Source organism: Christiangramia flava JLT2011 (genome assembly GCF_001951155.1).
Lineage (GTDB): Bacteria > Bacteroidota > Bacteroidia > Flavobacteriales > Flavobacteriaceae > Christiangramia > Christiangramia flava.
The window spans coordinates 2779293-2794054 of the sequence record NZ_CP016359.1 but is presented as its reverse complement, the minus strand read 5'-3'; the positions used below and the strand labels follow the sequence as shown (position 1 = coordinate 2794054).

Here is a 14762-nt window from a genome sequence, read left to right as displayed (position 1 = left end):
TAAAAATGAAGCTTATTAAATTTAAGCAATTATTCAAAAATATCGGCGCGCAATATACTAAAGAATAGTCATATCCACTTACAGGTTTCAGTAAAACTAAGAAAGCGCGGTGACCAAAGTAGTCACCACGCTTTCCAACAACCTAACCAATAAATCAATCATCAAGAGATCAAACTCTTATACTAGTCTATATTAATTACGGCCTCCAGATCATGAAGTAAATTATAAAGGCCAAAAAATGTTCTGCTCATATATATAAAATGCCTGCTCCCGCGGTTTCCATTCATTTTTCGGAGTTCCTGGTCTTTGGAATAGCGCTCGCTAAGCCTTGTTAGATGATTCCAAAAATCTTCATCTGAAAAATCAAATTTCTTTTTCTGAAAGGGAGTGGAAAACATAGTGAACATTTCCCGAAACATTTCGCGGAAAAATGCTTTTTCTTTTTCCGAATCATCCTGATGAAGAATTTCCAACTCGACCAATTTTCGATCAAAGAAGGTGTCATCTTCTAATTTGGAACGATCTACCAGTGAAAAATAAGGCTTGTAAAATTCTTCGGGAATGTATTTAATGCATCCAAAATCGATCGCGATCAACTGGTTATTCTCATCAACCAGGAAATTTCCCGGGTGAGGATCAGCATGCACTTTCCGCAATTCATGGATCTGAAACATATAAAAATCCCATAGAGCCTGACCTACCTGATTCCTGGCTTCCTGCGAATGATTCTGTTTGATAAAATCGCTTAGATGCGTTCCCTGCATCCAGTCCATCGTAATAATCCGTTCGCTTGATAGATCTTCATAGTATTTTGGAAAACGAAGATTTGGAATTATCTCGCAGGCTTCGGAAATTTCCTTACTTTGTTTGACTTCCAGAATATAATCGGTCTCTTCCAGCAACTTCCCCTCCACTTCCCGGAAATACTTTTCAGAATCTTTAGCCGAAAGATTAAACATCTTCAAAGCTATTGGCTTGACCATTGCCAGATCGGAACTGATACTGTCTGCAACCCCCGGATATTGGATTTTCACAGCAAGATTCTTCCCATTTTTCGTCGCTTGGTGCACCTGACCGATGCTGGCAGCGTTAACCGAGTGGGTTGCAAACGTATCGTATAGTTCTTCCGGGTATTTCCCGTGATATTTCTTAAAGGTTTTACGTACCAAGGGTGCGGATAACGGCGGCACACTAAATTGTGCAAGGCTGAATTTCTCCACGTAAGCCTGAGGCAGTAGGTTCTTTTCCATGGAAAGCATCTGGGCCACTTTCAAAGCACTACCCTTCAGACTTTTCAAACCATCATAGATGTCACTGGCATTGCTTTCGTTGAGTTCATCTTTAGTATATTCCGGGTTAAAGGCTTTTTTACCATAATATTTTAGGTAATTACCCCCAATTTTCACCCCGGTCTGAACCAGTTTGCTGGTTCGCCCAAGCTTACCCGTTGGTATTTTATCAATGGTTTTCATCTATACCATTTTTTCTTTCCATAGGAATTTCCCAAAATCAATGATTCGTTCCAGGGGGGTGTTATCAAAAACGTCAAAAGCAGTATTCACAGATTTCTCGATGGCAACATCAGTACTTTCAAAAGCCGGACTGTTATCATTTGCCCAGAATTTCAGCAGAAACAAAAATTGTATCCAAACAGCTTCTGCAAAAATCATTTCGCTTTTTTGTAATATTTTGATCGATTTTTCCTGATTGTCATCAGCCACCAATTGTTTCGCAAAAGATCTAATCTTTTTCCTCAAACCTCGAAGCTGTTCCAGATTCTTAAGTGGCATCTCATATTGGTTCAATACAAATAATACATAACTTCTGTTTGCCGAAAGAACTTCAAATAGGGTGTAAAAGAACGTTAGTAGTTTTTCCCTGCTGGTAAACTCCTGGTATTCTTTTGAAGCCTCCATCACAGAAATCGTATTTCCGTAAAACCTCTTCCAAATATCATTTCTCAATCCGTCAAAACTTCCGAAGAAACGGTAAAAATCAGCTTCTTCAATTTGGTGTTCCTTGGCAAATTTATAAACGCTCTTAGGCGCCTGTTCGTTTTCCAGCGTATAAGCCATGTACCATTCTATAAGCCGGTCTGCATTTGGCTTTTTGGTAGTCGATTTATTTACAGTCTTCTTCGCCATAACCTTTCTCTTTGTATCAAAAATAATTAATTGTTTAATTTATATTAAAAAACATTAAACAAAACTTTGTTAAATTTTAATTCATTGATTTAGACGCACGTCTGCCGAAGTAATTACAATCGGTGCCAGTTTGTCAGCGAGATCGCAATGGTATTTTTTTTGAAAAGGTAGAAACAGCTAAAAATTTAAAACATAACATATGGCAACCGGAAAAATAAATGTATCAGTTGAAAACATTTTTCCGCTCATCAAGAAATTTCTCTACAGCGATCATGAGATTTTCCTGAGAGAGCTTATTTCAAATGCGACCGATGCAACTTTAAAACTGAAACACCTCACCAGGCTGGGAGAAGCTAAGGTGGAATATGGAAACCCTCAGATTGAGGTACGCATCAACAAAGACAACAATACCCTTCATATTATTGACCAGGGAATTGGGATGACCAAAGAAGAAGTTGAAAAATACATTAATGAAGTGGCTTTTTCAGGTGCTGAAGAATTCCTGGAAAAATATAAAGATTCGGCTAAAGACAGCGGTATTATTGGCCATTTTGGTCTTGGTTTCTATTCTGCCTTTATGGTGGCCAACAAAGTAGAAATCCTCACCAAATCTTATAAAGATGCCCCTGCCGCTCACTGGATCTGTGAGGGTACTACAGAATTTACCCTGGAAGATGCTGAGAAGAAAGAGCACGGAACCGAGGTGATCCTTCACATCAACGAGGAGGATAAGGAGTTTTTGGAAGAGCACCGCATTGAACAATTATTGACCAAGTATAATAAGTTCATGCCAATTCCGATCAAATTTGGTACCCGAGAAGAAACCCTTCCCTTACCAGAAGATGCGGCAGAGGATGCGAAGCCGGAAACAAAAACGGCGGATAATATCATCAATAACCCGGAACCGGCCTGGACAAAACAGCCTACCGATCTTAAAGAAGAAGATTATAAAAACTTCTATCGCGAATTGTACCCAATGCAGTTCGAAGATCCCTTATTCCACATTCACCTGAACGTTGATTATCCTTTTAACCTTACCGGAATACTGTATTTCCCTAGAATGTCTAAAGACATGAACATTCAGAAGGATAAAATCCAACTGTATCAAAACCAGGTTTTCGTGACCGATAATGTGGAAGGAATCGTTCCGGAATTTCTCACGATGTTGCGAGGAGTCATCGATTCTCCGGATATTCCGCTGAACGTTTCTCGTTCCTACCTGCAGGCCGATGGTGCTGTGAAAAAGATTTCCAGCTACATCACCCGGAAAGTCGCCGATAAACTGAAGAGCCTTTTCAATGAAAACCGCGAAGATTTTGAAAAGAAGTGGGATGATATCAAGATCGTGATCGAATACGGAATGCTTACCGAAGAAAAATTCTTCGATAAAGCCGAAAAATTCGCTTTATTCCCTACCACCGATAAGAAATATTACACTTTTGAGGAACTGGAAACCGCGATCAAGGAAAATCATACCGATAAGGATGGAAAACTGGTAATTCTCTATGCTTCCAACGAAGATGAGCAGCATAGTTATATCCAGGCTGCGAAAGATAAAGGCTACACCGTGCTGATGCTCGATTCCCCTATCGTTTCACACCTCCTGCAAAAACTGGAATCTTCTAAAGAAAATATTTCATTTGTTCGTGTAGATTCAGATCACGTTGATAACCTCATCAAAAAAGACGAGGAAAAGATCTCGAAACTTTCCGACGAAGAAAAAGAAAAACTGAAAGCTGACCTTGAAAAAGTGATCCCTTCGGAAAAATATACGATTCAGCTCGAAGCAATGGATAGTCACGAGGCGCCATTAATTATCACGCAACCTGAGTTCATGCGTCGTATGAAAGAAATGCAGCAAACCGGTGGCGGCGGAATGTTTGGAATGGGCAATATGCCTGAAATGTACAATCTCGTGGTCAATACCAACCACGAGTTGATTTCCAACATTCTGAACACCAAGACCGAGAAAAAACAGCAGCGTTTGATCAAGCAATCACTTGACCTTGCAAGGCTTTCACAAAACTTACTAAAAGGTGAGGAATTGACAGCCTTCATCAAGCGTAGTTTTGAAATGGTTAAGTAATCTAAAGTTTAGTTTTTTTAAAAAGCCGTTCTCCTGAGCGGCTTTTTTTGTACCATCTTTTTACTTTTATGGAAAATCATTCAGATGAAAATTTCTTTCTACGCCTTCGTATTGCTGTTTTTCATAAGCTGTAAAGATCAGGATCAAAAATCTTCGGAAAAAGCTCCTGAAAACCGGAATATTGCGCCTGTACTTTCGGTTCCGGAAAATATCGAAGAGGCACATAATAAAGTAGCATTTATGGAACAGGAAGCGATTGCATTTGATATCGATCTAAGTTTCAACGGGAATTCCAGACTGAATGCCACGATCTCCATGCTCGCTAATTCAAGCCGTATCAAGCTTGAAAAGAAAGACGGTACCGTCCTGATATTTGATGGGGAAAAGGTTTTTCAGCAGTCGGGAGATCTTATAGATACTGGTGCGCGATTTGATATTTTCACCTGGCCTTATTTCTTTGCGCTTCCGTTTAAGCTTACAGATCCTGGGACTATGTGGGAGGAAAAGCCAGATCGGGATATGGAAGGGCAAAACTATCACACCGCCAGGCTTACTTTTCAATCACAAATCGGGGATTCTCCAGATGACTGGTATTTGATCTACCAGGACCCCGAAACCCTAAGATTAAAGGCTGCTGCTTATATCGTTACCTTTAACAGGGCTGCCGAGGAAGCGGAAAAATCTCCTCATATAATCGTTTACGAAAATTATAAGATGATCAAACAGGTGCCATTTCCTCAAAAGTGGCATTTTCATAACTGGTCTGCTGAGAATGGTTTAGGTGAAAAACTGGGAGAAGCCACCATTAGCAACGTTCATTTTTTTATGCCTGAAAAGGATTTCTTTAGCGTTTCGCAGGATGCGAAGGAGGTAGCGCGCTAATTACACTTTTTCTGAAAGCTTATTAGCCAGCAAATTTCTGTAAATGATCTGATAGAACTGCTCCACATCGTAAGGTTTTACGATGATATCGTTCATCCCGGAACCGTAAATTTCTTCCCGTACTTCTTCCACTTCAACGGCAGTTAGGGCTACCAGTGGAATATCTTTATTGAACTTTCGTATTTCGGTGCTCGCTTCAAAACCGCTAAGACCAGGCATGTTCAGGTCCATCAAAACGAGGTCGAATTCGCCGTCGCGAACTTTCTGAACCGCCGTAATTCCATCAGCCGCCACATCGCACTGAAATTTCTTCTTTTCCAGAATACGCTTGGTCACGACCTGGTTAATTCGGTTATCATCAACGATCAGGATATTTTTAACCTGCCCGGCATCTTCCAGGATGCTTTCTTCCCTGGTTTTCACTTCCTGCTTCTTAGAAGTATCTTCTTTAAAGGCAATGACAAAACTGAAAGCCGAGCCCTCACCTTCCTTGCTTTCCAGGTGAATCTGTGAACCGAACAACTTCAGAAGCTTTTTCACAATTGGCAGTCCCAAACCGGTCCCCTGGTAATTATAATTGGCCGATTCTAACTGAGAAAACTCTTCAAAAATGATCTTTTTCTTACTTTCAGGAATACCCGGACCGTTGTCTTTCACCTCAAAAAAGACATAAGACTGGTTGTTTTCCTTTTTTCTTTGGATAGCCGAAATTTCTATCAGCCCTCTTTCAGTAAACTTCACGGCATTTCCCACCAGGTTCATCAGTACCTGTGACAGCCTAACCGGATCTCCAATCAGGAAACTCGGAATTTGTTCGTCCAAATGGACCTTTATCTCATTTTTATTCTGAAGACGGGTGAATTCAAAACTATTGGTAATGCTGTTAATCAGGTCATTCAAACTAAAGGAAACGTTTTCGAGCTTGACCTGATTTGATTCCATTTTATTCATCTGAAGCACATCATTGATGAGCGCCAGGAGATAATCTGCAGAAAATTTAAGGGAGCGAAGATCGGTCTTGTGTTTAGCAAGGCTCTTGTCCTCCAGCAACAAGGAAGTCAAACCAATGACCCCGTAAAGCGGAGTTCGGATCTCGTGGCTCACCGTACTGAAAAACCTGGTTTTCAGCATGGAAAGTTTTTCCGCTTCATCTTTCGCCTCTTTCAGTTGCTGGTTCTTGTATTTCAGCTCGTTGATCAGTTTTTTACGATCACGGTTGATCTTATTCAGAAAGAATAATATGAACATGAGAACCAGCGAGGAAAGCACCATGACGATCACCTTTTCCTGCGACTTCTCGATGATCTGGTTCTGGTAACGTTGCTCTCGTTTGATCACTTCCAGGTTCTTCCGATACTCGTTCACATTGAATTGTGCCGTGGCGATCTCCATTTGCTTCATTTTTTCAGCTTCAAAGATCCGGGAATTCAGGTCATTATATTTCTCCAGCGCGTTGTACGCCCCTTGGTAATCGCCTTTTTCCTTTAGCATGTCAGCATACTCCAGGTAACTTTCGGTCGCGGCTAATAAAAGTGAATCTTTTTCAGCAATTTCCAGGGATTTCTGAAAATATACGCTGGCGGAATCATATTCTTTCCGTGAAGCGAAATATCGCCCGTGAAGCATATAGATCTGGGAATAGAAAGTACTGAATTCCTCACCGTGGTAGATACGCTGGTGATCCATCAATTTCAGCGCCTTGTGCACATAAGGATAACCTTTGTCGAATTTCCCACTATCCATATACGTCCAGCCTATATTCGCCAGTGGAATCATTAATTCTGAAGTATCCTGATTCTTTTCAGCCAGCTCCACTACCTTATTATAGTAATCGATTCCTTTCTGAACAGTTTCCGGGATCTCACTGAAAATGTTGCCCAGATTATTATAAGAACGCATCAGGATCGTGTCATTCTTGGTTTCCAAAGCATACTGCAAACCAAGAAAATAGTTTGTTTTTGCTCTGGCAGTATCTTTAGTGTCCAGGTAGATATGGCCCAGTTCATTGTACGCCTGGGCAAGGTAAACGTTGTCGTCTTTTGCTTTGGCGAGGTTGATCAATTCGTAGGAATCATCGATCGCTTGCTCGTAATTGTATGCGGAAATATGCTCGTCTGCCCTTATCAATAGTGCCTCGAGGCTATCCCTGGAGATGATTGGGATATCCTGCGCAGCGCTCTCAAACCATAGGAATTGGATCGCTAATAAAGAAAAAATGTAATATTTCTTCAAATACAGGTTTAGATTAGGTTAGATTTTGGCGTGGGGAAATTACTCTATTTAAAGCAATTACACAAAATTTATTTTCGTTGAAAGGAATTTTTAATCGATAAAACTCTCACATAAATTCCGTAATTTTCCGTAAAGCTTTTAAAAATATGGCCTGGCACCTCATTTTAATGGCAGTGATTTATATCGCCGCCGGAATAAATCATTTTATAAAACCGAAAATTTATGTAAGAATAATCCCTGATTATCTACCTGCGCATGCATTTCTGGTCTATCTCAGTGGGATATTTGAAATTGCCCTGGGAATCATGTTGTTCTGGAAAAACCTTAGACCCTTTGCTATTTGGGGTATCATCCTGATGCTCATCGTGTTTTTTACCGTTCACATTCACATGCTACGATCAGAAAAGGCAGCTTCCGGTTTACCAAAATGGGTGCTGATTCTCCGGATTCCCCTGCAATTTGCTTTAATTTACTGGGCTTACTCTTATCTATGAAAAATCAACGTATTGCTCTACCCGATTCCGAAATCACCTATTATCCAGACTTTTATTCCAAAAACCAAACCGAGGAATATTTAAAATATTTTGAAAACGCTGATTTCTGGAAACAGGAGCCTATTAAGATCTTCGGAAGGGAAATTCTACAACCCCGGCTCACGGCGCTATTTGGTGAAGAAAATACGAGTTATACCTATAGCGGTTTACAGATGAAGCCATTACATTTCCCGGATATACTGCTGAAAATAAAAGAAGATTGCGAAAAACTATCGAACAGCAAATTTAATATTTGTCTCGCAAATTGCTATCGAAACGGCCAGGACTCCATGGGTTGGCACTCCGATGATGAAAAAGAGTTAGGAAAAAATCCCACGATCGCCTCAGTAAGTTTTGGTGCGGAAAGGAGTTTTCATTTCAAACACCGCCACGAAGCCCAAATTAAACATAAGATGGTGCTTCAAAATGGGAGTATCCTGATCATGGCCGGGGCAACTCAGCATTTTTACAGACACCAGGTTCCTAAAACCAAGAAGCCTTTACCATTAAGAGTGAACCTGACTTTTCGAAAAGTTGGTTACGAATAAATATCGTTTAAAACTTTGGCAAGACGCAAACCTCCTTTTTGTAACTGGTGCAAAACGGTTGGCATGTGCTCATACATATATTTGTACCCCAACTTATCTCCACTGTTTACACCACTATAAAGATCTTCAGCAATTTCTCTGGACTCATAAACCCAATCCAGTAGATTTCCCTGCTGAATAGCTTTCACCTCATTTTTATCAAGATCATCAGTATTATGCGCCAGCTCGGTATAACTCATTTGGTAGAAATCGATCATATCGCTATCCCAAACCCTGTGAATATTGGAACCCTCGCTAAACCATCTTACCTGGACATCGTTCCCACCTTTATCTGAAGCATGTCCAACATGGAATGGCTGATGCAGATCCCCCATAAAATGAACCAGCATTTTCAAATAAAACTGCTTTTCTTTTAGTGGAGCCTTTTCATCTTCTAAAACGGATACGCATTTTCGAATGGCCTGAACAAGATCTCCGTTTTCACTGGCATTTTCCGCAACATATTGTTCTTCATCGGGCTCGATATTCACATAATGCCATGGGGAATATTGGCGAAATGCGGGGTCACTTTTAATATCATCCGCATAATTGGCCACAAAGGCAAGGCTTCTTCCATCAAGAATTTTACTGATCGCCTTCTGAGCTTTTTTACTTAGATGTTCTTCCGCAATTTCAGCAGTAGCGCGGTGCCCGGTCTTGCCCCAATCGGCATCTGCCGCGTGGATGTTCAGGCTTAAGCTCAGTAAAAGGATGGCAAGAATTCTTTTCATCAGTTTAATTTTTTTGCAAATATAAAGAAGTCCATAAGAATTTAATGTTAATAATGTGAAAGCATAATAATTAATTTAATATATTAGTGATATCAAAATAATATCAAAAATTTCAATCATGTCACAGGAAAAACTACTCAAGCCTTCAAATGGCTATCTGATGCTTGCCCTATTCGTTGTCTTCTTCTTCGGAAGCATTGCCGGTTTTGCCACAACCGGAAATCCCATCTGGATCGTGGGCTTCTTGATCGCTATTTTCATTCTGCCGGGTTTGATCCTGGTGAATCCGAATGAGTCAAGGGTGCTCTTATTATTTGGAGATTATCGTGGTACCGTGAAGCAAAATGGCCTTTTTTGGGTAAACCCGTTTTACACCAAGAAGAAAATTTCCCTCCGAGCGCGCAATTTTGACAGTGAACGACTGAAGGTGAATGATAAGCTTGGAAATCCCGTGATGATCAGCACCATCCTTGTTTGGCGCGTTCGGGACACCTATAAAGCGTCTTTTGATGTGGATATTTTTGAAAATTTTGTGGTGGTGCAAACTGATGCTGCGGTTAGAAAACTTGCCAGTCTCTATCCCTATGATAATTTTGCAGATGAAGGTATCGAAGAAGAAATCACGCTTCGTTCCAGCATGAACGAGGTGAGCGATGCGCTCGAAAAGGAACTTGAAGAACGATTGGAAATTGCCGGTATCGAAGTCCTGGAAGCACGAATTGGATACCTGGCTTATGCCAACGAAATTGCCAGCGCCATGCTGAAACGGCAACAGGCTACAGCCATCGTTGCTGCCCGTCATAAAATTGTGGAGGGTGCTGTTAGCATGGTGGAAATGGCTCTTGACGAATTGAGCAAAAAAGAGATCGTGGATCTGGATGGAGAAAGCCGTTCCGCGATGGTGTCTAATCTTCTGGTGGTACTATGTGGCGACAAAGATGCATCGCCGGTAGTGAATGCCGGAACGCTAAATCATTAAAATGAGGGTTTTTAAGGAAGAGCAATCTTTTAGAAAATGGTGGATGTTTGCGGTTTTGCTGGTGAACCTGGCAGTCGTACTCAGCCCATTCTTCCTGCACGATTTTGCTGATGCCGGTATGAATAAAGGCCTGTTTTTCGCTCTTGCGATTATGGCCATCGTATATCTTTTTATTTTCAGTTCCAGCCTGCATACCCGGATTGATGCCGGCGGCATAAAGACCTGGTTCACGCCATTTAATCTTTTTAGAAAGGATCTGAAATGGTCTGAAATCGATGGAATTTACCTCCGCAAGTACAACGCCCTGACAGAATACGGGGGCATAGGCGTAAGAGGCTTGGGGAAATCGCAGTCGTATAACATCGGCGGAAATACTGGCATCCAAATTGAATATACCCAATCGAAAAAATTACTGATCGGCACCCGCAAGCCTTCCGAAGCGCAGAGTGTTCTCAATTATTATCAAAACAAAATCAAGCGACATGCTCATTAAAAAACTTTTTCTCGTCATGATCTTCTGCGGAAGCATGACTATCAATGGTCAAACTGATTCAAGCTTTGTGGAAACCGATCTCAGCATCAATGAAATGACTGATGGGACGTTGACCACGCCAGCCAGCGGAACTTCCGAAAACCTGGTAATATTTATACAGGGAAGCGGCCCTACTGATCGTAATGGCAACCAGCCCATGATGAAGAATGACGGCATCAAGAAAATTGCACGAGAACTCGCTGCCGCCGGCATTGCTTCCTTCCGCTTTGACAAACGAATCTTCAAAATGCAGCAGCTCCAGATGGAAGAAAAAGATCTGCGTTTTGAAGATTTCGTTAAAGATGTAGTAGACATCGAAACCTATTTCCGAAAAGAAGCAAGTTTTAAACATATCATTCTGGCTGGCCACAGTGAGGGTTCACTCATTGGCATGCTCGCCGCGAAAGACCATGCAGATGCATTCATTTCTCTGGCCGGCGCAGGGGAACCAATAGACAATATTGTAGTTGCACAAATTAACATGCAGGCTCCTCCCCTGGCTGAAAATGCCCGAGTAGCCTTTGACGACATGAAGGAAAATGGCCAAACTACCCAGTACAACCCAATGCTTTCGGCTATTTTCAGGCCAAGTGTTCAGCCATTTATGAACAGCTGGATGAAATATGATCCTTCGGAAGAAATTGCCAAACTCGATATCCCGATGCTAATCATCAATGGGTCCAAAGATATTCAGGTTACCGAAGAGCAGGCTGAAATGCTTGCCGAAGCTGCCCCGGAAGCTGAACTCGAGATCATCGACGGGATGAACCATATTTTCAGAAACATAGAATCTGAAGATCGACTGGTCAATACAAAATCTTATAATGAGCCTTTACAACCTCTTCATCCTGAATTGGTTCCTGTATTAACTGAATTTGTAAAATCTCTGGAATAACATGTCCAAGAAGAAAGCATTTGCTCTGAGAGTCGACGAAGATATGCTGAAGGCCATTGAAAAATGGGCTGCTGATGAATTCCGCAGTACCAATGGCCAGATCGAGTGGATGCTGAATAAAATGCTGAAAGAATCAAATCGTCACCCTAAAAACACCAAGAAAGACAGCTAATGTTTAAAATCATCTTTTCTGATATTGACGGAACCCTCCTGAACGAAAACCGGGACGTTTCCACATATACTATTGAAACTGTAAAAAAACTGCAGGGGAAAATTCCGTTCATCCTCATTTCTTCCCGGATGCCGGCTGCCATGAGACATTTGCAGAAAAAACTGGGAATTGAAGAGCTCCCGCTCATCAGCTACAACGGCGGACTCATCCTCGTAGACGGAAAACCCATCAGCAGTACCGAAATTGAAATGCAGATTCTTCAGGAATTACACGATTTCAATCTGGATCACGACGTGCACCTCAGCCTCTACCATCAGGATGAATGGTACGCCCCTTCAGAAGATTTCTGGACGCGCCGCGAGATCCATAATACTAAAGTGAGTCCTGAAATTTTGAAAAACGAGTACGTCATCTCAAAATGGAACGAAGAATCCAAAGGTGCTCATAAGATCATGGCGATGGGAGAAGAAGAGAAGATCGACAGCATTTCCAGTTTTCTGAAAGACCACCACGGCGATTCGCTGCACCTGTATCGCTCCAAACCTACCTATTTGGAGATTGCCCCGCGCCAGATCTCCAAACTCACCGCGGTAGAACATTTATTGAAGAGCCATTATAGCATTCCTTTATCACAATCTATGGCTTTTGGCGATAATTACAACGATATTGAAATGCTGAAAGGCGTTGGAATGGGCATTGCCGTTGGAAATGCAAAACCCGATGTCCTGGAGGTTGCTCATATGGTGACCGCTCCTGGAAAAGAAGATGGAGTTGCCAAAAGCATCAACAAACTGCTGCAGCTTTAATTTCTTTTAGGGGAATACCAGAAAAATTGTATTTTGCCTGCCAAGCTATCAATTTCTATGGAAAACCCACCAATTTTCACAAACGACGCTATTGTCTTCGGTCTATTGATGATCGCTCTGGGCTTCGTTTTCCTCACTTCCTCTAAAAAAGAAGGATTCTGGCAAAAATTTTATTCGGTAGTACCGGCACTCCTGATGTGCTACCTGTTACCGGCTATTTTCAATTCTTTGGGGTGGATAGATTCTGAAGCTTCCCAGCTTTACTTCGTTGCCAGCCGGTTTTTATTGCCTGCAGCGCTGGTACTTATGACCCTGAGCATCGATCTCAAAGCTATTTTCAACCTGGGACCAAAAGCACTGATCATGTTTTTTGCCGGGTCACTGGGAATTATCATTGGCGGCCCAGTAGCTTTATTGATCATTTCTGTCCTGTTCCCCGATATTCTGGGTGGCGCGGGACCCGATGCCATCTGGCGCGGACTCTCCACCATCGCCGGAAGCTGGATTGGTGGTGGCGCTAATCAGGCAGCCATGCTGGAAATCTATGAGTATAATACCGAATTGTACGGCGGAATGGTGCTCGTGGATATCGTCGTCGCAAATATCTGGATGGCAGCAATCCTCATGGGAATTGGCAAAAATGAACGAATTGATCGCTGGTTAAAGGCCGATAATTCGGCGATTGAGGAGCTGAAGATAAAAGTGAGCAAATATGCCGATAGTGTTACCCGTATTCCGAAATTGCCTGATTTTATGATCTTATTGGCACTGGCATTTGGAGCCGTAGGGATTGCCCATTTTGGCGCTGATAATATTTCCGAATACCTATTAGCTAATTTTGAAGTGTTCAGCGACGGTAAAAGCGCCCTAGCCTCCTTCTCTTCCCAATTTTTCTGGATGATCACCATTGCCACCGCGATTGGTATCGGACTCTCTTTTACCAAATTCAAATCGTATGAAGGGGCTGGAGCCAGTAAAATAGGGAGCGTATTTATTTACATCCTGGTTGCTACGATCGGGATGAAAATGGATCTTTCCATGGTTTTTGACCAGCCGGAACTAATCCTCATCGGACTTATATGGATACTGGTTCACGTAGTTATACTGATTACGGTTGCCAAGATCATCAAAGCGCCGTATTTCTTTCTTGCCGTGGGAAGTCAGGCAAATGTTGGCGGAGCGGCTTCAGCCCCGGTTGTAGCCGCAGCTTTCCATCCTTCGCTTGCAACAGTAGGCGTACTACTGGCGGTTTTCGGTTACGTGGTGGGAACTTATGGAGCCATTTTATGCACAATTTTAATGCAAATCGTGGCAACCGGTTAGTAAAAAAAGGAAAATTATAAGATATTTGCGCTCCTTAAAATCTGAAATCGAAAAATGAAAAAATTAGGTCTTCTTTTAGTTATTCTTATTGGTATTTCCTCCTGCTCTGAGAAAAAAAGCAATCTTATGGTAAGCGGTGAGATCAAAGGCTTGAAGAAAGGCACGCTGTATCTTCAGAAAATTGAAGACACGGCACTGGTGAGTGTAGACTCGGCCGTGATCAATGGCGATTCCAGGTTTGAAATGGAAACCCATCTTGAGAGTCCGCAGATCATGTATCTGTATCTTCAGAAGGTGGATAATAACCAGTATGATGATCGAATAGATTTCTTTGCAGACCAGGGCCAGGTTACCATTAACACTACTTTGGAAAAATTCGAGACCAAAGCCAAGGTGGTAGCATCTAAAAACCAGGAGAAGCTGGAAGAATACCGCAAAATGATGGGACGTTTTAACGATCAGAACCTGGATCTCATCAAAGCAAATTTTGAAGCAGAAAGGGATAACGACGATCAAAAACTGATGGAGATCGACCAGAAGTATGATAAATGGCTGAAAAGAAAATACCTTTATACCGTGAATTTTGCGCTGAATAACAAAGACCTGGAACTGGCTCCATATTTAGCACTTTCCGAAGTTTTCGACGCCAATATCAAATATTTGGATACCATTTATAAATCGTTGGATCCTAAAGTTCGCAAATCAAAATACGGCAAACAGCTCAAAGATTTTCTGAAGGAGCGCCGCGAACAGGAAAAACTGGAGGAAAAAGTAGAAGAACAGATCGAAGAAGATCATTCTTAATATCTCACGAACTATTTTAAAAAGGAGTCTTAAAGGCTCTTTTTTTATTAATACTT

General features: G+C 41.7%; 15 protein-coding genes. 11 read left to right on the top strand and 4 right to left on the bottom strand.

Annotation, left to right across the window (positions count from 1 at the left end):
- Positions 1 to 182: 182 nt before the first annotated feature.
- On the bottom strand, positions 183 to 1472 hold the full coding sequence (locus tag GRFL_RS12220) for an ABC1 kinase family protein (RefSeq protein WP_083644891.1): 1290 nt from the start codon (positions 1470 to 1472) through the stop codon (positions 183 to 185).
- Complete coding sequence (locus tag GRFL_RS12215; RefSeq protein ID WP_083644890.1) at positions 1473 to 2144, bottom strand: TetR family transcriptional regulator C-terminal domain-containing protein; 672 nt, start codon at positions 2142 to 2144, stop codon at positions 1473 to 1475.
- A gap of 199 nt (positions 2145 to 2343) precedes the next feature.
- Between GRFL_RS12215 and htpG the strand changes: the two genes are divergently transcribed.
- Together htpG and GRFL_RS12205 are read left to right on the top strand one after the other, a co-directional pair.
- Entirely contained in the window at positions 2344 to 4230 is a 1887-nt protein-coding gene (gene htpG / locus GRFL_RS12210) for a molecular chaperone HtpG (protein WP_083644889.1), read from the top strand.
- Positions 4231 to 4314: 84 nt separating this feature from the next.
- Complete coding sequence (locus tag GRFL_RS12205; RefSeq protein ID WP_083644888.1) at positions 4315 to 5112, top strand: DUF6503 family protein; 798 nt, start codon at positions 4315 to 4317, stop codon at positions 5110 to 5112.
- On the opposite strand, the gene GRFL_RS12200 is transcribed toward GRFL_RS12205, so the two are convergent.
- Entirely contained in the window at positions 5113 to 7344 is a 2232-nt protein-coding gene (locus GRFL_RS12200) for a tetratricopeptide repeat-containing hybrid sensor histidine kinase/response regulator (RefSeq protein WP_083644887.1), read from the bottom strand.
- 146 nt (positions 7345 to 7490) lie between these two features.
- On the opposite strand from GRFL_RS12200, the gene GRFL_RS12195 reads away from it, so the two are divergent.
- Positions 7491 to 7838, top strand: a complete 348-nt coding sequence (locus GRFL_RS12195) for a DoxX family protein (RefSeq protein WP_083644886.1) — start codon at positions 7491 to 7493, stop codon at positions 7836 to 7838.
- Positions 7835 to 8425, top strand: a complete 591-nt coding sequence (locus GRFL_RS12190) for an alpha-ketoglutarate-dependent dioxygenase AlkB family protein (RefSeq protein WP_083644885.1) — start codon at positions 7835 to 7837, stop codon at positions 8423 to 8425. The genes GRFL_RS12195 and GRFL_RS12190 overlap by 4 nt, the downstream gene beginning before the upstream one ends.
- Here GRFL_RS12190 and GRFL_RS12185 read toward each other — a convergent pair.
- Complete coding sequence (locus GRFL_RS12185; RefSeq protein WP_083644884.1) at positions 8416 to 9195, bottom strand: S1/P1 nuclease; 780 nt, start codon at positions 9193 to 9195, stop codon at positions 8416 to 8418. The two genes, GRFL_RS12190 and GRFL_RS12185, sit on opposite strands and share 10 nt — an antisense overlap.
- A gap of 118 nt (positions 9196 to 9313) precedes the next feature.
- Between GRFL_RS12185 and GRFL_RS12180 the strand changes: the two genes are divergently transcribed.
- Genes GRFL_RS12180 through GRFL_RS12150 form a run of 7 tightly spaced genes read left to right on the top strand, consistent with a single transcriptional unit; the run spans position 9314 to position 14706 of the window.
- A complete protein-coding gene (locus GRFL_RS12180) occupies positions 9314 to 10174 on the top strand; it encodes an SPFH domain-containing protein (RefSeq protein WP_083644883.1) in 861 nt (286 codons plus the stop codon).
- Between the two features lies 1 nt (position 10175).
- Positions 10176 to 10667, top strand: a complete 492-nt coding sequence (locus GRFL_RS12175) for a hypothetical protein (RefSeq protein WP_139839232.1) — start codon at positions 10176 to 10178, stop codon at positions 10665 to 10667.
- A complete protein-coding gene (locus tag GRFL_RS12170; RefSeq protein WP_083644881.1) occupies positions 10657 to 11601 on the top strand; it encodes an alpha/beta hydrolase in 945 nt (314 codons plus the stop codon). Before GRFL_RS12175 ends, GRFL_RS12170 begins: the two co-directional genes overlap by 11 nt.
- A 1-nt stretch (position 11602) precedes the next feature.
- On the top strand, positions 11603 to 11773 hold the full coding sequence (locus tag GRFL_RS12165; RefSeq protein WP_083644880.1) for a type II toxin-antitoxin system antitoxin: 171 nt from the start codon (positions 11603 to 11605) through the stop codon (positions 11771 to 11773).
- Positions 11773 to 12579 carry a Cof-type HAD-IIB family hydrolase gene (locus tag GRFL_RS12160; protein ID WP_083644879.1) on the top strand — a complete coding sequence of 269 codons (807 nt, stop codon included), beginning with the start codon at positions 11773 to 11775 and terminating at the stop codon, positions 12577 to 12579. Before GRFL_RS12165 ends, GRFL_RS12160 begins: the two co-directional genes overlap by 1 nt.
- A gap of 57 nt (positions 12580 to 12636) precedes the next feature.
- Positions 12637 to 13902 (top strand): DUF819 family protein, encoded by a 1266-nt coding sequence (locus GRFL_RS12155; protein WP_083644878.1) that lies wholly within the window; start codon positions 12637 to 12639, stop codon positions 13900 to 13902.
- Between the two features lie 54 nt (positions 13903 to 13956).
- On the top strand, positions 13957 to 14706 hold the full coding sequence (locus tag GRFL_RS12150) for a DUF4369 domain-containing protein (RefSeq protein WP_083644877.1): 750 nt from the start codon (positions 13957 to 13959) through the stop codon (positions 14704 to 14706).
- The last annotated feature ends 56 nt before the right edge of the window (positions 14707 to 14762 follow it).